Annotated in this window: 22 protein-coding genes and 2 tRNA genes; 11 read left to right on the top strand and 13 right to left on the bottom strand. The window is 48.6% G+C overall.

Annotation, left to right across the window (positions count from 1 at the left end; all coding sequences use genetic code 11):
• Position 1: 1 nt before the first annotated feature.
• The gene (locus tag DWZ56_RS07475) at positions 2-211 is read left to right on the top strand and encodes a transposon-transfer assisting family protein (RefSeq protein WP_002584960.1); all 210 of its coding nucleotides are present in this window, start codon (positions 2-4) and stop codon (positions 209-211) included.
• A gap of 201 nt (positions 212-412) precedes the next feature.
• Here DWZ56_RS07475 and DWZ56_RS07470 read toward each other — a convergent pair whose 3' ends face one another.
• From DWZ56_RS07470 to DWZ56_RS07460, 3 genes are all read right to left on the bottom strand, one after another.
• Positions 413-1,747, bottom strand: a complete 1,335-nt coding sequence (locus DWZ56_RS07470; protein WP_002584959.1) for a relaxase/mobilization nuclease domain-containing protein — start codon at positions 1,745-1,747, stop codon at positions 413-415.
• Entirely contained in the window at positions 1,708-2,037 is a 330-nt protein-coding gene (locus DWZ56_RS07465) for a plasmid mobilization protein (RefSeq protein ID WP_002584958.1), read from the bottom strand. Before DWZ56_RS07465 ends, DWZ56_RS07470 begins: the two co-directional genes overlap by 40 nt.
• A 201-nt stretch (positions 2,038-2,238) precedes the next feature.
• Positions 2,239-2,595, bottom strand: coding sequence for a helix-turn-helix transcriptional regulator (locus DWZ56_RS07460; RefSeq protein WP_002584957.1), 357 nt, complete (start codon positions 2,593-2,595; stop codon positions 2,239-2,241).
• Between the two features lie 398 nt (positions 2,596-2,993).
• Between DWZ56_RS07460 and DWZ56_RS07455 the strand changes: the two genes are divergently transcribed.
• The 7 genes from DWZ56_RS07455 (at position 2,994) to DWZ56_RS07425 (ending at position 7,956) form a co-directional block, all read left to right on the top strand.
• Entirely contained in the window at positions 2,994-3,179 is a 186-nt protein-coding gene (locus tag DWZ56_RS07455) for a cysteine-rich KTR domain-containing protein (RefSeq protein ID WP_003431289.1), read from the top strand.
• Between the two features lie 16 nt (positions 3,180-3,195).
• Positions 3,196-4,179 carry a 23S rRNA (adenine(2503)-C(2))-methyltransferase RlmN gene (gene rlmN, locus DWZ56_RS07450; RefSeq protein ID WP_002584956.1) on the top strand — a complete coding sequence of 328 codons (984 nt, stop codon included), beginning with the start codon at positions 3,196-3,198 and terminating at the stop codon, positions 4,177-4,179.
• Between the two features lie 473 nt (positions 4,180-4,652).
• Positions 4,653-5,090, top strand: a complete 438-nt coding sequence (locus tag DWZ56_RS07445) for a sigma-70 family RNA polymerase sigma factor (RefSeq protein WP_002604474.1) — start codon at positions 4,653-4,655, stop codon at positions 5,088-5,090.
• Positions 5,074-5,316: a helix-turn-helix domain-containing protein gene (locus DWZ56_RS07440; protein WP_002604473.1), complete on the top strand. Its 243-nt coding sequence runs from the start codon at positions 5,074-5,076 to the stop codon at positions 5,314-5,316. Before DWZ56_RS07445 ends, DWZ56_RS07440 begins: the two co-directional genes overlap by 17 nt.
• A 461-nt stretch (positions 5,317-5,777) precedes the next feature.
• Entirely contained in the window at positions 5,778-5,951 is a 174-nt protein-coding gene (locus DWZ56_RS07430) for a transposon-encoded TnpW family protein (protein ID WP_226855230.1), read from the top strand.
• Positions 5,952-6,043: 92 nt separating this feature from the next.
• Positions 6,044-6,196 (top strand): hypothetical protein, encoded by a 153-nt coding sequence (locus DWZ56_RS22695; RefSeq protein WP_158575519.1) that lies wholly within the window; start codon positions 6,044-6,046, stop codon positions 6,194-6,196.
• Positions 6,193-7,956, top strand: coding sequence for a recombinase family protein (locus DWZ56_RS07425; protein ID WP_118520950.1), 1,764 nt, complete (start codon positions 6,193-6,195; stop codon positions 7,954-7,956). The genes DWZ56_RS22695 and DWZ56_RS07425 overlap by 4 nt, the downstream gene beginning before the upstream one ends.
• A gap of 36 nt (positions 7,957-7,992) precedes the next feature.
• Here DWZ56_RS07425 and DWZ56_RS07420 read toward each other — a convergent pair whose 3' ends face one another.
• From DWZ56_RS07420 to cls, 7 genes are all read right to left on the bottom strand, one after another.
• A complete protein-coding gene (locus DWZ56_RS07420) occupies positions 7,993-8,370 on the bottom strand; it encodes a hypothetical protein (protein WP_118555754.1) in 378 nt (125 codons plus the stop codon).
• 178 nt (positions 8,371-8,548) lie between these two features.
• Positions 8,549-8,869: a zeta toxin family protein gene (locus DWZ56_RS07415; protein WP_118555753.1), complete on the bottom strand. Its 321-nt coding sequence runs from the start codon at positions 8,867-8,869 to the stop codon at positions 8,549-8,551.
• An 18-nt stretch (positions 8,870-8,887) separates the two neighbouring features.
• Entirely contained in the window at positions 8,888-9,982 is a 1,095-nt protein-coding gene (locus DWZ56_RS07410) for a M56 family metallopeptidase (RefSeq protein WP_118555752.1), read from the bottom strand.
• A gap of 22 nt (positions 9,983-10,004) precedes the next feature.
• Positions 10,005-10,385, bottom strand: a complete 381-nt coding sequence (locus DWZ56_RS07405) for a BlaI/MecI/CopY family transcriptional regulator (protein ID WP_118555751.1) — start codon at positions 10,383-10,385, stop codon at positions 10,005-10,007.
• Between the two features lie 387 nt (positions 10,386-10,772).
• Complete coding sequence (locus tag DWZ56_RS07400; protein ID WP_118555750.1) at positions 10,773-11,420, bottom strand: HAD family hydrolase; 648 nt, start codon at positions 11,418-11,420, stop codon at positions 10,773-10,775.
• Positions 11,421-11,433: 13 nt separating this feature from the next.
• Entirely contained in the window at positions 11,434-13,023 is a 1,590-nt protein-coding gene (locus DWZ56_RS07395) for a peptide chain release factor 3 (RefSeq protein WP_118555749.1), read from the bottom strand.
• A 44-nt stretch (positions 13,024-13,067) separates the two neighbouring features.
• Positions 13,068-14,603, bottom strand: coding sequence for a cardiolipin synthase (gene cls, locus DWZ56_RS07390; protein WP_118555748.1), 1,536 nt, complete (start codon positions 14,601-14,603; stop codon positions 13,068-13,070).
• Positions 14,604-14,704: 101 nt separating this feature from the next.
• Between cls and DWZ56_RS07385 the strand changes: the two genes are divergently transcribed.
• The gene (locus DWZ56_RS07385; RefSeq protein WP_118555747.1) at positions 14,705-15,475 is read left to right on the top strand and encodes a type III pantothenate kinase; all 771 of its coding nucleotides are present in this window, start codon (positions 14,705-14,707) and stop codon (positions 15,473-15,475) included.
• A gap of 71 nt (positions 15,476-15,546) precedes the next feature.
• Here DWZ56_RS07385 and DWZ56_RS07380 read toward each other — a convergent pair whose 3' ends face one another.
• Together DWZ56_RS07380 and DWZ56_RS07375 are read right to left on the bottom strand one after the other, a co-directional pair.
• A complete protein-coding gene (locus DWZ56_RS07380) occupies positions 15,547-15,771 on the bottom strand; it encodes a hypothetical protein (protein ID WP_118555746.1) in 225 nt (74 codons plus the stop codon).
• Positions 15,772-15,835: 64 nt separating this feature from the next.
• Positions 15,836-16,534 carry an L-ribulose-5-phosphate 4-epimerase gene (locus DWZ56_RS07375; RefSeq protein ID WP_118555745.1) on the bottom strand — a complete coding sequence of 233 codons (699 nt, stop codon included), beginning with the start codon at positions 16,532-16,534 and terminating at the stop codon, positions 15,836-15,838.
• Positions 16,535-16,958: 424 nt separating this feature from the next.
• Here DWZ56_RS07375 and DWZ56_RS07370 point away from each other — a divergent pair.
• A tRNA-Val gene (locus DWZ56_RS07370) sits at positions 16,959-17,031 on the top strand.
• A 36-nt stretch (positions 17,032-17,067) separates the two neighbouring features.
• A tRNA-Ala gene (locus DWZ56_RS07365) sits at positions 17,068-17,140 on the top strand.
• 206 nt (positions 17,141-17,346) lie between these two features.
• Here the strand turns inward: DWZ56_RS07365 and DWZ56_RS07360 are convergent.
• Complete coding sequence (locus DWZ56_RS07360) at positions 17,347-17,742, bottom strand: DUF3783 domain-containing protein (RefSeq protein WP_158584491.1); 396 nt, start codon at positions 17,740-17,742, stop codon at positions 17,347-17,349.
• Between the last annotated feature and the right edge of the window lie 2 nt (positions 17,743-17,744).

Raw genomic sequence — 17,744 nt, 5'->3', positions numbered from 1 at the left:
CATGAATACCCGCTTTACCATTGAGGAAGAAAACATTGTTGCGATCTACGCCGAGGACAGCCGGGAAACAACGCTTGAAAATATCCTTGCCGCCATGCCCTACATGGACGAGGATATGCGCCAGCTTGCCGCCGCAGCGGTGAACAAGCTGCAAGCCATGACGGACAGCGAGTTTTCCGAAAGGGAGTTTATCTTGACCGACGAGGAATAGCCCATAGAGAACAGGGGCGCGGTTGCCGATTTCCGGCACCGCGCCCCTGTTCTTTTTTTGTCCTTGCGTGGACAATTAGAAAGCCGTTTTTGCGGGTTTGAATATACTTTATCGTCTATGTCGTTTTCATGCGCTGGAAGCCGCAGAAACACAGGCGTTTTCAGCCCTTAACATTCCACTTGCCACCCCATGTTTTGCGCCTTATCGCTCCTGCTCCCGCGCCCTGCTTTGGGACGGGTAAAGAATACTATCGACGTTCTTTTTGACAACGCCGTATTCCTGCATTTGCTTCTTGGCTTGCCGATAATCTTCATACAATTTGGTTTTCCTGTCGTTTAAGCTTCTATACTCCTTGCGCAGCGCGGCGAGATCGGGCAGCTTCTTTATCTGCATTTCCTTTAATGCCCTTGCCGCAGCTTCAAACAGGATAATTTCGCTTTCATGCCCCCGCAGATACTTTTCCTTGTCCGGCGATTTTCGGTATTCATCGTAAATCGGTTTTAACTGTCGGTATGTGGTGGTGTGCTTGATAAGCAGCGACAAATCAGACATACGCTGTTCCACTTCCTTAACCGCCTTTGCCGCCGCGTCATGAGCGGTCATAATATCGGCTATCTTGCTTTCAAGTTCGCTATAATACTCAATCTTGTTTTCGGTTAGGAAGTTCATGCTTTTAGCAGCCTGTTTCAGATTATGGATTTTTGCCCACCGTTCATAGCCCGCCGACTGTTGGGCTTTGATACTGTTTTCAAGATCGACGACAAGCCGGATTTTCTTATCTTCCCGCAGCGTTTTTGTTTTGGCAACATACACGCCCTTGATACGCTCCTTTATCGCTTCCTCCGTATAGGCCGCGCCGAGCGTCTTTGTGCGGGTAAACCGTTCCTGTCCGGCAGCGCGAAAGGAAATGTATTTGCCCTGTTTGATTTCATACCCCATTTCCTGCAAGCGGCGCAGCAGTTCGTCAAAATCTTTCACTTGGGGAATGAGAGTATCTATCGCCGTTTTCAGCTTTGCTTTGTAGCTTGTCCCTTGCTTTTCGGCGGTGTATTCTGCATAGCTTTTTCCCTTGTCCTGTCCCGGTACGACGACGGATAGCCCATGCTCTTTACATATCCTGTCGCTGGTGCGCCGGATAAAGTGATAGCTTTGCTTGTTGGAATGGTACTTTTTGTAGTCAACGAAGCTAACCGCGTTGAAAATCAAGTGATTATGCAGATGGTCTTTATCGACGTGAGTTGTCAAAACAAACTCATACTTGCCGCCTAATACCGCCCCGGCAAGTTCCATGCCGATTTTGTGCGCTTCTTCCGGTGTGGTTTCTCCCACCGCAAAGGATTGTATCAAGTGCCGCCCTAAATGTGTGCCGCGATCTCCGGCAGCTTCCCGCGTCCATGCAAACTCAATATCGGCGGTTTCCAGCCCGCAGCCGAAAGAGGACGCAAGCAGCTTCCCGTCTGTCTTTTCGGGATTTAAGATATAGTCTATCGCAGCCTTTAAGGTTGATTTAATAGGGTGCGTCTTTGTAACCGCCATATCTCGTCCACCGCCTTTTTAATGTCCTCTATATCCTGCCTGTAAACCGTCCCCGTCGCATTGGCGCGTTTTGCAATTTGGTTGATGTTCCGGCTCACCGCTTGCAGTTCCCGGATATATGCTTTTGTGTCGCTTCGGTCAACGACAAGAATATACCCGTCTATCGCCATTTTACGGAAGTATGCCCCATACTGCTTTATGGGAAGCTGCTTCATCTTCTCGTCGATCAGCCGCTTTTCTTCTTCCGTAACGTAAAACTTCATCTGTATATTTCTCTTTCGGTTTTCCATTTCCGCACCGCCTTTCGGTATAAGGGTTTGGGATTATCCCAACAAGCATTTTCCGCAAACGGGTACTCGTTTGCTGTGCTTGCTATCTACTCCATACCCCCACCGAAAGGCGGTATTTGTTGCGCGTTCCTTTGATTTTGGACGCAAAAAAAGATTGCAGCCGCCATGCGCTGCAATCTCCCGATTTCTCATATTGTGAGGTTAATCCTCTGCTTTTTCGACTTCCGTTATCTCCCTTGCTGTTGCGGTTACAATCCGTATGCCTTTATCGCTCATACCGTCCAGCAGCGCGTCAAGCTGCCGCCGCCCGGTGGATTTCTCCGCATTGCTGTTCGGGAAGAAAAATTGATCTACCGAAATATGATACCGGGTTACAAGGTCATAGAATACCTGTAAACTCGGCTGTTGTCCCTTGTTCTCGATATTCGCAAGGTAGCGCGGGGAAATATATAACTCGTCGCTTACCTTTTTGCGGCTCTCGCCGTATTCATTTCTCGCGGCTTTTATAGCTGCCCCGAAAGCCTTAAAGTCGTACAATGGTACGGGTCTTTTTGCCATTTTCATTCACCCTGTTACATTTTACAGTTCACCTTTCTTTTTGGATATGTCCACACAATTCATATCATTAGGTTAAATACTTCCTGTTGTGTATTGACAGTAGACTGATTTTCTGATAAAATAAAATTTATGTAAAAGGAGGCGGCGTTTATGTTGCATAGCATGCGTATTAGATAAGCATTGAAAAAAAGGATTTTCCCATTTTCAACATGGGCTTTTTTGTCATGCTTATTTTGCGGATGCTATACAAAAAACTAACGACGTATAGATATAGTATAGACATAGTGCAAGCTATGCCTTAGTTTTGTTGTACTGCTCTGTGCATTATAAATGCAGGTCAATGCTCATGTTGAGGATTGACCTGCATTTTTTTGTGTAAAAAGGACGAGTGAAATATAATGCTTAAAAAATATTGGATAAAATGTCCGATTTGTAACGGAAAGACGAGAGTTCAAGTATTTCATAATACTGTATTAAAAGATTTTCCTCTTTTCTGCCCTAAATGCAAATTGACGCATATCATTGATGTAGAAAAATTAGAGATTGTAATCAAAAATACAGAAAAACAAACTTTTATTATTTAGAAGAAAGGATATAAAAATGAAACGTTTACCTAAATATACGCCTGCGGAAGTACGGAATGATCCATACGGATTTACTTACAAAGAAATGTCGGAAGTTATTGGCGAGAATGAAGCAAAAGCCTTATATGAAGAATTATATAAGCAATTACCACGCAAAAAAAATCTATCAATGTTGGTAAAAAATATTTGCAAAAGCAGTGATACTGAAAAGTATGTTTACGAACTGAAAGACAACAAATACATTGAAACGGTTTTTATCAAGCGGCGAGATGGTGGAACTGTTTGCGTGAGCACACAAGTCGGTTGTCCTGTTGGTTGTATTTTTTGTGAGTCCGGGCGAAATGGCTTTGTTCGTAATCTAACATCGTCAGAAATCGTACAACAGATTATATTGTTGCGTCGAAAAGTAAACCGTATCGTTTTTATGGGTATGGGAGAGCCTTTATTCAATTATGACAACTTGATAAAAGCAATCCATATTCTCCGAGATAGATATGGGCTCAACTTTCCAACCGACGGCATTACCATATCAACAGTTGGTCCGGTCGATCAATTAAAAAAATTGCGCGAGGAACATCTTAAAATTCAGTTGACAATATCTTTACACGCAGCAACACAATCTGCAAGAAATCGTATTATTCCTCACATGCGCATATATGCTATTGAAGATGTTGTTAAGCAAGCCTTATCCTATTCTGAAAGGCATAATCGCAAAATTGTCTTTGCGTATTTGCTTTTACCGGGTATAAATGACCGGCCCTCAGATGTAAGACAACTTGCAAAATGGTTTCGGGGCAAAAAAGTTATGATTAACGTGTTACAATACAACCCAACAAGCAATTCAAGAATTAAAGCACCACAGAAACGGGAAATAGTTGCATTCAAACATCAATTAGAGCAAGCAGGACTTGAAGTTACTATGAGAGTTTCTCATGGCAGAGAGATTAACGCGGCTTGTGGACAGTTAGCTAACACATATAATAAATTCAAAAAAAAATGATTAAAAGTGCCAGACGCATAGACGCAGAGCCGATAACGCATTAGGTCAAAAAACCTATGTGTTATCGGCTTTTTTATTTAATATTGCGCAAAAGCCGCTGTTCCCTATTATAGAATGGATTGCGGGTAGTGTATTAAAGTCGCCCTTTTTTAAGGATACGGCGGTATCGGGGAGGTATCGCCGTGTCCATTTTTATTTACTGTAACCCGCCTAATGCTTTGCGGTCAAAAAAAGCTATGCTCCGCAAGCGGGATATTCCGGCTATGAATGTGAACTGTCAATACATTTAGCTACTGCTTACATTTCCTTTGCGCCCGTCCGCGTCTTGCGGACGGGCGCATTTTGCTTTTTTCAACTTTTTTCTGAAAAGCGCACTCAAGAGCCATCTCCCGAACGGGTACGGAGCGAAAGGGGCAGAGAGGACAAGCCCTTAACTCCCGTCCTCTACTCCACGCGGGAAGGAGGTGAACTCTATGGAGCTATCTTCTTCCGACAAGGAAAGAATACAACATCAGTACGACGCATTAGCAAAGAAAACTTTGGTCGGCGAAGCGAAAAGCCACCGTCGCACTCTTGCGAAACGCGCAGCACGCGAAGTTACTTTTTCGGATTTGAGCGAAAGCGAACTCGCGCAGCTTTTCACAACGGACGAATACGAAAGCGATTATTTCCGTTTTCAAGTGTCCGGCTTTGATGTACTCGTCAAAAATGAACTGCTTGCCGAAGCCCTTAACGCTTTGCCCGAAAGGAAACGCGACATTATCCTTTTGTCCTACTTCTTGGATATGAGCGACGCGGAAATTGGCGAACTGCTGAATGTTGTACGCACGACGGTTTTCCGGCACAGGAAATCCGCGCTTGCGAAAATCAAACAGTATTTGGAGGGAAAAGCAGATGATGAATACCGTTAGGAAGTCTGAAAATCTGTTGCCGTTCCCTGTCATTTCCGCAGCGGCAAACGGCGACACAACCGCCATGTGCGCGATCTTGAAGCACTACGAGGGTTACATAGCGAAACTTTGTACCCGCACGCTGAAAGACGACGCGGGCAATACCTATTCCTATGTGGACGAGGAAATGCGTAACAGGCTGCAAGTGCGCCTTATTACCCGCACCCTTGCTTTTCATGTAGGATAATCTTTTAGCCCATGCGGGGAGCGTGTCCCCTTTCCACGCTTCCCGTTATGGGCTATTTGTCGTTCCGCAAAAGCATATCCGCTGTTGATGTGCTTTTGCAGGCCGACAAAGCCTATTGTTCTTTGACAAAGAAAGCGGCCTTTGGTGCGCAGCATAACAGGCAACGGGTACATTCCGTCTGTACCGAGCCAGTCGGCGGGTACGCCATGACAGCTTTTCCCCCTACGGGGAAAGCCGAGCGAGAACTACCTCGCCGTAAAACAAGTTTAGCAGCTTGTGGGCGACGACATACAAGGCGGCACAATGATACTCCCGCGTTGAACACCCTCAAAGTATTGCGCGGCGCACCCATAAGCATGGGCCGGGGTGAAACTCCCGTGAGGTTGCAGCTAACAACCGCCCGTTTTTGCCTTTTCAGTTTAATATTCTCTTTCTATCCCACGAAAGGGGGATTTTCTACTATGGAACAAACAAATAAACAAGAAGCAAAATCCCCGATTGTACGCGAATACAAGATCGGGGATATAACCTATATCGTCAAAGCCGTTGTAAAAGACGGTGTAAAAGAGGACGCCGCGACAAAGGTACGCCGCCTAATCCACAATGACCTAAAACGAGAAAAAAGCCCGGTATAATGCCGAAAATACTCTCCTATTGCAGACGGGCGGCGGGTTATGTGGTATAATATATATAACCTGTTTGTCCGGCTGTCGGAATAGGAGGTAACATGAAACAGTCGGATAAATTGACCGCATACTATTTTCGTGCGGCACTTCAAACAGATACTTTGTACCTTGACAATCAAATGCAAAGACTTCTTTACTACGCAAGCCGGAACGGGAACGCTGCACTTGCCGCGAAAGGTGGTGAGCGCAGATGAGTAACACTTTTTCCTTTCAGCAGATTGCAGCCCCCAAAGTGTTAAGCGCGGAAGTCCGCGAAGTCATTTCAAACAATGTCTTGCAATTCTATGTGCGCGATCAGCAGCAGGACACGCAGGACGAGGGTATAACGGCTTTATATGAAAGACTTTCGCAAGAGGACAAATTAGAGGGCGAGAGCAACAGTATTGCAAACCAAAAGAAGATTTTGGAACGGTACTGCCGGGAGCATGGGATTACTGCCTATCGGCACTATGACGAGGACGACGGATATTCCGGTACAAACTTCAACCGCCCCGGCTTTCAGCGTATGTTAGCCGATATTAAGGCGGGGAAAATCAAGCGCGTTATCGTCAAGGATATGTCCCGTTTTGGGCGAGATTATTTGCAAGTCGGTTTTTATACCGATATGCTGTTTCCCGATTTTGGCGTGCATTTTATCGCTGTCAACGACGGAGTAGACAGTACGCGGGGCGAAAATGAGTTTACCGCAATCCGCAACGTGTTCAATGAGATGTACGCCCGCGATACTTCAAAGAAGATACGCGCTACTTGGCAATCAAAAGGTAAATCCGGCGAACATCTTACCACAATCCCGCCTTACGGCTACATGAAAGACCCGGACAACAAAAAGAAGTGGATTATAGACGAGGAAGCCGCAGCCGTTGTGCAGCAGATTTTCGCATTGTGCGTTTCCGGCATGGGACCGACGCAGATTGCAAAATGGTTAGAAAAGCACGAAATCTATAATCCGACAGCTTACTCCCAAGCAAAGGGGCGGCCTGTTACCAACAAGCCAACGGCTAACCCATATAAATGGACAAATGAAACGGTTTCCCGCACTTTAGAACGCATAGAGTATTTAGGGCATACCGTAAACTTCAAGACCCGCAAGCAATCCTACAAGAGCAAAAAGAAGTTGTGGAACGACCCGTCGGAATGGGTGATCTTTGAGAACACGCAGCCGCCGATTGTGGAAGAAAGCGTATTCCTCATTGTGCAGAACATACGCCGATCACGCCGCCGTCCTACCAAAATGGGCGATATGGGTATTTTCTCCGGGCTGCTTTATTGTGCAGAGTGCGGCGGCAAGATGTATCAATGCCGCGCAACGAACTTTACCGAAGAACAGAAGTATTTTATCTGTTCGACCTATCGGAAAGGCAAAGATTTGTGTACGACCCATTCCATTAAAAATGTTGTCCTGCACGAAATTGTTTTGCGGAACTTGCGGGAAGCAATCGAGTATGTAACGCAGTACGAAGCCGAGTTTATCCAAGAAGCAGCGGACAGCCGTTTACGGGAGCGCGACGCGGAGTTTTCTCGCAAGCGCGAAACACTTTCCAGAGCCGAAAGCCGGATTGCCGAATTGGATAACCTGTTCAAGCATTTATACGAGGACAATGTAACCGGGAAATTATCAGATGAACGGTTTATCAAAATGTCCCGTGATTATGAGTTGGAGCAGGAAAACTTAAAATCAATGGCAGAAGTGTTGCGGGAAGAAATCAAGCAGCAGGAAAAGCAAAAAACCAACGTTAAGGCGTTTATCAGCGTCGTAAAGAAGTACACCGATATGCAGGAACTTGACGCTTCCATTTTGCGGGAGTTTATAGACCGTATCGAGGTTTCCCATACCGATAAGAAATCCAAGACAAGGGAAATCACGATTGTTTATAACTTCATCGGTGCATTTGATTTTGAACGGGCAAAAGAAAAAGCCCAAAATACAACTCAAAAACAGCAAAGAACGGCATAGCCGTTTGGCTATACCGTCCCTTGCTTCAATGTTTTCTTAATTCACCGCCCCGTTTGCAAGGTTTTGTTTTTCAGACTTATTTGAAAGATACTGCGCGGTCCAAAGCAGCACAGCCGCCAGCCCGGCTATAAACCAAATATTGCCGCCAGCGGCCGCACAGGCTGACGAATACAGGCATACGGATGCCATCAGCACTTTTCCGGACGATGCAGGGCGGATCCTCCCAATCAGCGCGAACATAAGCCACAGCAGCACAAACAGACAAATGCTGGGCATCAGCCCGCTGTTTGTGCTGAAAGCAAGGCCGTTTTCCCCTGTATATATCCAGGAAAGGTTCAGCAGCGCCGTGCACAGCCATGCACAAAAGCCCGCCTCAACCCATTCCCGGATTTCCGGCTTTCGATAAGGTTTCATTTCACCCTCCTTTTTTCTACATTTGTCGTTTATATGCCTTACATTCACATAGATCACATATTCAGTATTCCCCTCTGCGGCAGACCGCTGTTGCCACAACTTCCGCCGCAGAGCGCTCCCTGGTACCGTCATGCGTCATAGGACACAGGCTGATTACCGCAGCCGGAAAGCGCCTTCCTTAAGCCGCCGCTGTTCCTTTTTCAGCGATATTGATCCAGGGTCCAAGATACCACGGACCGATCACTCCGTCCACATAGACCTCATATCCGCCCTCGGAAAAACGCTGTGCGCAGGCCGCAGCGGATTCAATCATGGTTTCATTCTGCTCTCCGGATCCGTCCAGCCAGGGAGCTATATATCCTTTTCGTATATACTGATAGAAGTCATCCATATGGATATGAACCGCGTGCTCATATGCCGAGGTTTCCGCCAGCAGCCGTGAGACCGAGCTCTTGCCTGTCCCGCACGCACCTGAAATGATAACAATTCGCGCTGTCAATTATTCTTCGTCCTCCTGTCATTCCACCGTAAACGCTGTAACACGGTACGGATTTACTGCCGCCGTCTCTGCCGGATCTTCCGCTCCCGCAACCGTCCCGGCGACAGCGGTTGTCGCCTGCCACATGCCGTCCCCATAGTTTCTCTCTCCGATATCCAGCTGAAACCGCAGGCTGACAGAGCCAAACATCACCGCACAAAGCACAGCGGCGGCAAGGAAACCATATGGGCTCTGCCGTTTCTGACTAAGTATCTCTTCCATCCGCTTTTTCATCCAATGGCTGCCGCTTCGAAAGCCCGTGGAAAAGGCAGTCGCAGAGGACGCCTGTCTGCGCACCACACGTATAATAGCGGTGCAGTATAGTTTGCGTTCCTCCCAGCAAAGATCTTTTACCGCCTCTTCATCACAGGAAATCTCCATATCCCGCTCAAATGCTCTCTTAATCAGATAGACCGCCGGATTAAACCAGTGGAGAACAGCGGCCGCCTCCGCCAGTGTCTTCAGCCACAGATCTTTTCTTTTATAATGGACCAGCTCATGCTTGAGAATCAGTTCTAGCTCCATATTAGGAAATTCCTCACACGGTATCAAAACGAGCGGCCGTAAAAAGCCCACCAGCATGGGCGAACTGATCCCATCGACTGTGCGCACCTCGACCGGCCTGCGGATGCCAAACCTGTGCCGGTATTTTTCCGTAATCGCCAGGACCTGCTCTGAGTCCGACTTTATGCTAAGCCTGCGAATCCTCTCCATAAAACCGCAGTGTCTGATAAGAAGCCCGACTCCCAGCCCAAATGCCGTCAAAAACCATATGATCGCCAGAACCTGTGCCAAAGAAGGCAGATTAAAATAGCTGCCAGCCAGCAGAATCTGCCCGGCTTCCACGGTTTCTTTGGGCATGGAGCCGGCCGGCATGTAGATCTGCCGTGAAACAAAGAGCCCAAAATCCGGTTTCCACGGAAACAGATAGCCCGCTATGATTACCATCCAGGTGTAATATCTCCATTTTGCCTGATACCGTTCTCCCAGTATCAGCACCGCAGAATAATAGATCAGGCCGATCACCGTCATTGTTACGGAACAAACGCATAAATCCAGCAATAATTGTCTCATATCCGCTCCTATCCGCGCGTTATCAGCGCTTCTTCTGTGCCTCCAGCCATTGCTCCAGGTCCAAAATCTCCTCTTCCTTCAGCCGGTCCGCCCCGTACAAAGATCCCACAAAGGAAGCCAGCGAATGGTTACGGTATCTTTTCCTTAACAGAGATGCCTCAAAGGACATGTACTCATCCTCACCCACGACCGGATAATACAGGCGCTCCTTTCCTTCTTTTCTGGAGCGCAGAAATCCTCTTTTTTCCATACGCCCTAAAAGAGTCAGTATTGTCTGCGGCTTCCACTGCAGATCATCGGGCAGCCTGGCGGCCAATTCCATCGATGTTACCGGCGGCGGCATCTCCCAGATCAGTTTCATCAGCTCAAATTCCGCGTCCGGCAGTTTCATCAGTTCTGCCAACACAATCCCCTCCCATTATTATACCGGATCTTCCATTCCTATCCGGCCTGCTGCTTATATTCTACAATTGTCGTTAATTGATGTCAATACCCAATTCTCCATGCTTTTAAAAATGATGTTACTATTCACGGTTGTCGTAAACCTACCGCGAATGGCAGGGCAGAGTATGGTCCTCATTGGGACACGCTCTCGCTCCGTGAAGCGCGCAGCGGTTCTAACGCTGCAAACTACGCAGCGAAAGAACCGGCGGGCTTCAAGGGATCCCTATGAGGACCATACTCTGCCCTGTCATTCGCTGCTTTATCGGCAGCCGTGAACAGTAACAAAATGATCACTCTCCACAGTCCGTAAGCCTCCCGCATATGACAACGATTCGCCCCTCCACCCCTATAGGCGGAAGGGCGAATCGCTGTCATACAAAAGCGCAGTTATCTTCGCAGGGCTGTCCAGATAATAATCCGCCCTGATCTCTTCGGGATGATGGCAGCCCCACAGGGCCAGCGCACAGGCGGTCCCCGCCGCTTCGGCACAAGCCATATCATATCTGCTGTCCCCTATATAGACCACATTGGCGCGGTCCGCCTTGCTCTTTTCCAGATATGCTTCCATGGGATCCGCATAAGGCTTGTGGCGCGGGCTGTCATCCGCACAGATCACAGTATCGAAATAACCGGACAGGCCAAACGGCACGAATTCACGCTCATACTCTTCTCTGGTTTTGGAAGTGATGATGCCGGTCCGGGCGCCCTGATTTTTCAAACCCTCAAGGCATTCCAAGATCCCGTCAAATACATGTACCAGATGCCAGTAGTCCGGTATATAGGTATCCCACAGCTTTACAGCCGTCTGCAGATTTGTGATGCCCAGCTGCTTTACCGCATCCTCGCTGGTTATGCCGAATGCGAAGCGCAGCTCTTCCACTTCCATCTTCCGTCCCTGCAGTTCCTCCACCGCACGGCTCAGCGAACGCAGCATGGTATCTTCCGTGTCCAGCAGCGTACCGTCAATATCAAATACGATATGAGCATATCCCATAAACGCTCCTTTTCTACCAGCGGCCGAATTCCGCCAGTTTTAGTCCGGGGTTTCGATCCAGCACCATGCCCACGCTCCAGCTGTTTACAAACAGAAGCAGGGCGTTATCTTTCAGATCCTTGATGCGCTTCATGTCGGAAGTGCCCTGGATCTTGTTCACATCGATCTCTTTATTCTCAATCCAGCGGATGTGCTCGTAGGGCAGCTTTTCCAGCTTGACTTCCACATTATACTCGTTGCTTAGGCGGTACAGCAGCACATCGAACTGCAGCTCGCCCACCACTCCTACGATGATCTCCTCCATGCCGGTGTTATACTCCTGGAAGATCTGGATCGCGCCCTCCAGCGCAATCTGGCTCACACCCTTGATAAACTGCTTTCTCTTCATCGTATCCACCTGGCGCACCCTGGCAAAATGCTCCGGCGCGAAGGTAGGGATTCCCTCATATTCAAATTTTTTGTTCGGCATGCAGATCGTATCGCCGATGGAAAAGATGCCCGGATCAAACACTCCGATGATGTCGCCGGCATAGGCTTCCTCCACGATCTTTCTCTCCTGCGCCATCAGCTGCTGCGGCTGGGACAGGCGGATTTTCTTACCTCCCTGTACATGGTTAACTTCCATGCCGGCTTCGAATTTGCCGGAGCAGATGCGCATGAACGCGATACGGTCCCTATGGGCCTTGTTCATATTGGCCTGTATCTTAAATACAAAGGCCGAGAACTCTTCCGTCATCGGATCTATGATGCCCACATCCGCTTTTCTCGGAAGCGGCGATGTGGTCATGGACAGAAAATGTTTTAAAAAGGTTTCCACGCCGAAATTCGTGAGGGCGGAGCCGAAAAACACCGGTGACAGTTCTCCGGCGCTGACCGCATCCATGTCAAATTCCTGGCCCGCGCCGTCTAAAAGGTCTATATCATCCATCAGCTGCTTCTGATAGTCGCCGCCGATCAGCCATTCCACCTGGGGATCCTTCACATCCACCTCGGTGGAATCCACCTCTCTGGTTCCGTTGGCTGCCGCCACAAAAGTGGTGATATGATGTGTGTTTCTGTCATAAACGCCTTTAAAATTCTTGCCGCAGCCAATGGGCCAGTTAATCGGACAGGTGCTGATTCCCAGCACATTTTCAATCTCGTCCATCAGCTCAAAGGGATCGTTCGCTTCCCGATCCATCTTATTGATAAATGTAAATATGGGGATATGGCGCATCACACAGACCTTAAACAGCTTGATGGTCTGCGGCTCCACACCTTTGGACGCATCGATGACCATAACCGCGGAATCCGCCGCCATCAGCGTGCGGTAGGTGTCCTCCGAGAAATCCTGGTGGCCCGGTGTGTCCAGAATGTTGATGCAGTAATCGTCATAATGAAACTGCATCACAGAAGAGGTCACCGATATCCCCCTCTCTTTCTCTATCTCCATCCAGTCTGAAACCGCATGGCGCTGTGTCTTTTTGCCCTTAACCGAACCGGCCAGATTAATCGCGCCTCCGTACAGCAGCAGTTTCTCTGTCAGTGTCGTTTTACCCGCATCCGGGTGGGATATAATAGCGAAAGTGCGCCTTTTTTGTATTTCTTCCGTAATTGTTGGCATAAAAACAGTTCCTCCAGTTGATTCTTTATTATGGTCGGCCATCCTTAAAACAGCGGCGCAAACAGTTTCAGCACCACCTGCATGGCTCTGGTATACCAGGGTGTGGCATCGCAGAATTCATTTGTGATTTCAGTGCTGGCATCAAAGGTTTCCATGAAATCCTTCTTCATCTGTTCCAGCGCCTGGCACCGGTACATTAACACGCCGCATTCGAAATGCAGATAGAGGCTGCGGTAATCCATATTGATGGTGCCCACCGTACCCAGCTCATCATCGCACAGGAAACATTTGGCATGTATAAAGCCGGGCGTATACTCCATAATGCGGACTCCCGCTTTCAGCAGCTGCGGATAATAGGATCTGGTGAGCAGAAACACGAATTTTTTATCCGGTATGTGCGGCGTTACAATGCGCACGTCCACACCCGACTTGGCCGCCAGCGTCAGCGCGGTGACCATTTCATTATCGGTGATCAGATACGGTGTAAAGATATAGACATAGCGCCTCGCTCTGTTGATGATATTCAGATAAACGCTTTCCCCGACACATTCCGTATCGAGCGGTGAATCCCCATAAGGCTGTATGAAGCCGTCCGTGGCAAAAGCGGCGCCTTCCGGCCGGATGGGACGGTATTTTATAAAGTCGGTATCCGTAGCCTTCACCGTATTCCACATTTCCAGAAACATCGCAGTCAGACTCCAGACGCCTTCTCCCTTCAGCATGATTCCGGTATCCTTCCAGTGGCCGTGCACCACTTTCACATTGATATACTCATCAGCCAGATTGATGCCGCCGGTAAAGCCCGTGTGTCCGTCGATCACCGCAATCTTTCTGTGGTCCCGGTTGTTCATGACCATGGACAGAAACGGAACAAAGGGATTAAACACCCTGGTTTCTATGCCGTATGCTTTAAGTTTCTCCTCATATCTGGATGGCAGAATCATGATACATCCCATATCATCGTACATGAATCTGACTTCCACGCCTTCTTTGGCCTTCTGAATAAGAATATCCAGGATAGAATCCCACATTTCCCCGCATTCGACGATAAAATATTCCATGAAGATAAAATGCTTCGCGGCCAGCAGTTCCCGCTTCAGTGCTTCAAAATACGCTTCTCCGATCGGAAAGTATTCCGCCGTGGTATTCTGATACACAGGGAAACCCGTGCTGCTGCTGATATAGCGGCTCTGTTTTGCTACGCTGCTGTCTGCGTCAAGAAGCCGGTCAAAAACCTCCGCATCCTGAGTGAGCTCCGGCTGAAGTATCTTATGAATACGATCTCCCTTTACACGCATGGACTTCTGTGCGTTTTTTCTGCCGAAGAGCAGATAGAGCGTCACACCAAATACAGGAACTGCCAAAATCAGCGTGCTCCAGGCCAGCTTATAAGCCGGATTGTCATTCTTGCTGACAATCCGCATCACCACCACAATTCCCAAAACCACCATCAGTATACCGACTGCGTTGGAATAAGCACTCACCTTATACATGGAAATAACAACCCATGTCAGCTGCAGCAAAAGAGCCAGCCCGACAATAATCAGCCGGTTTGTGATTATCTTCAATATATTTTTCATTCGTCTTTACTTCCTTACTCACTCTGTTATAATGGGAGACAGATACTCTCTGTTATTCTATCACAAATACAGGAGTTTTCAAATATTTTCGGAGGTAGTTTATGATAATCGCAATTGATATCGGCAACAGCAGCATCACCATCGGATGCATTGACGCCTGCCGGACTTATTTTGTGGAGCATATCTCCACCAGTCAGTCCAAGACAGATCTGGAGTATGCCATCACCATCAAGAATATTCTGGAGCTTTACAATATACCGGCCGAAAGCCTGGAGGGCGGGATCCTCTCCTCTGTTGTGCCTCCATTAACCGGTCTCATGCGCAAATCGGTGGAAAAGCTCACCCATAAAAGCGTCATGGTCGTTGGCCCCGGAGTCAAGACAGGGCTGAATATCAAAATTGATAACCCGGCGCAGCTGGGCAGTGATCTCGTAGTGGATGCGGTAGCCGCAGTAAAAGAGTACCCCCTGCCGCTGATCATCATAGATATGGGTACCGCCACCGCCTTTTCCGTCATTGACCAAAACGGCGTCTACCTCGGCGGTGCCATTGCTCCCGGCATACGCATATCCGTGGATTCTCTCACCAGCAGTACTTCGCAGCTGCCGCGCATCAGCCTGGATCCCCCGAAATACGTCATCGGGAAAAACACTGTGGACTGTATGAAAAGCGGAGCCGTATTCGGCAGCGCAGCCATGGTGGACGGGATGCTTGAGCGGATGGAGGAAACGCTGCAGGCAAAGCCGTCTGTGGTGGCCACCGGCGGGCTCGCTCCGTTTATTATCCCACATTGCCGCCACAATATTATCTATGACGAAACACTTTCTCTCAAAGGTCTCCGGATCATCTACAGCAAAAATAAAGGATGTTAAAACATGGCAAAAACTGCGGTGCCGTTTACCTGTATGCGGTACCGCAGTTTTTTTCGCACGCTTGTCTGGCGCTAATCCTCTTCCTGATCCGCAGAAGGCTGCCCTGTTGCCTCCATGGCATCCAGCTTTATCATCTGTTCCGCCCGCCTGGCTCCCTTCACCGCCGATCCCTCCGTCTCCGGTTTCGACGCTTCTTTCGCAGCCGGGCCGTCCTTTCGCATAAAATCCTGAATCAGCATCAGTATGAATATAACGGCTATCACTGCCAGTCCGATCCAGCATATTGTTTTGATCATAGGCTCCCCCTTTGCAAAGCTTTCCCCATCTTACTGCCTGCGCACATCTCCTGTCAGTCCGACATCATTTCTTCTGGCCGTAGTATGCATTCTCCCCATGCTTGCGCAGAAAATGTTTATCCAAAATCGCCTGGCTGATCTGCGGTATCTCCGGATTGATCATCCTGGTAAACAGACCCATCTTACATATTTCCTCCAGCACCACCGCGTTGTGCACAGCCTCCGCCGGTGTCTTACCCCAGGAAAACGGCCCGTGGTTCACGGTGAGCACGCCCGGCACATGGATGGGGTTTACCCCCTTTCTGCCGAAGGTTTCACAGATCACAAGGCCCGTATTTTTCTCATAATCCGTGCCTATTTCCTCTTTCGTCATCAGTCTGGTACAGGGCACCTCACCGTAAAAATAATCCGCATGGGTCGTCCCATAGGCAGGAAGCCCCTTGCCGGCCTGCGCCCAGGAAGTGGCATAGGTGGAATGCGTATGTACGATACCACCCAATTCCTCAAACGCGCGGTAGAGCACCAGATGCGTGGGCGTATCCGATGAAGGATTTAATTCCCCCTCCACCTTGTTTCCGTCCAGATCCAGCACCACCAGATCCTCAAGCTTTAATTCATCATATGGCACACCGCTGGGCTTTATCACTATCAGTCCGGCCTCTCTGTCTATGCCGCTGACATTTCCCCATGTATAGGTAACCAGCCCTCTCTTAGGGAGCTCCAGATTTGCTTCCAGCACTTCTTTTTTTAACTGTTCCAGCATACTTTCCATCCTCCTGTTAAATCCGTATATCTGCTATTATAAGCGTTCTTGATGTATTGAGCAACTAAAATATCAGATGCGCCGTCTGTACTGTTACAATGTTACTGTTCACACGCGGGAATTTTTCGATAACTGTGAACAGGTTATTGTTCATGACTGCCGATAAAGCAGCGCATGTCGGTACAGAGTATGGTCCTCATTGGGATCCCTTGAAGCCCGCCGGTTCTTTTGCTGCGTAGTTTGCAGCATTAGAACCGCTGCGAGCTTCACGGAGCGAGAGCGTGTCCCTATGAGGAGCATACTCTGTACCGACATGCGCGGGACGTTTACGGCAGCTGTGAATAGTAACGTGAACAGTAATGTTGCAATTTACTTTTTATAAATTTTTGTTGACATTTTAAACAGCTGTGCTAAAATAGTCGGTGGAGACATAGCTCAGCCGGGAGAGCACTTGCATCACACGCAAGGGGTCAGGGGTTCGAGCCCCCTTGCCTCCATTTTTGATGATTCTTATCAAATACATAACAACATATGGGCTCGTAGCTTAGCTGGGAAAGCGCTGCGTTCGCAACGCAGAGACCGAGGGTTCGAATCCCTTCGGGTCCATTATAGTATTTAACAAGACGATGCCGTCGGGATTTTTCCCGATGGCATCGCTGCTTTTTTCTTACATAGGAAAGTACTCCTATGTAAGAAAAACGCTCCGCGTGGATCGCACTGCGGCGCAGCGGAATCATGTCGCTAAAGCGACCCGCCGCAGGCGGAGAATCCCGCGAGCGGGATTCTTTTTTAAATAGGAAAATTTTTCTGTTTTACTGCGGCCTCCTGGTGCGCATGAGGAAGTTTTCCTTGCGCAGTTCTTCGTACAGCTGGTAAAACTTCCACTTCTTATTGGTATCCGTCACCACCGCTTTCAATTCTATCCTGGGTATCTGCGCCTCTTTTAAGGCCGCCAGAAGATCGTCCAGCCGGGCTCCCCCGATGTCGCTTAGCACCATCACCTCTTCACGGATCTCTGGCAGTTCATCCGGCACCGGTTTCTTTCCAAAACCGGGAAGGCCGGCCAGACAGCCGATCTGCTGGGTGATATCCTGTCTGTTCACAAGGACGGCCGGTATACCAAGGCGCTCAAAGACGGCAAAGGCTCTGCGCGCTCCGGCTTCTTCCAGAGGATGATAGTACAGGATCAGTTCTTTTTTTACTTTCATAT

This window comes from Lachnotalea sp. AF33-28 (assembly GCF_003477885.1).
Lineage (GTDB): Bacteria > Bacillota > Clostridia > Lachnospirales > Lachnospiraceae > AF33-28.
Note: the sequence above shows the minus strand (reverse complement) of the source record. Positions and strands in the feature narration are given on the sequence as shown.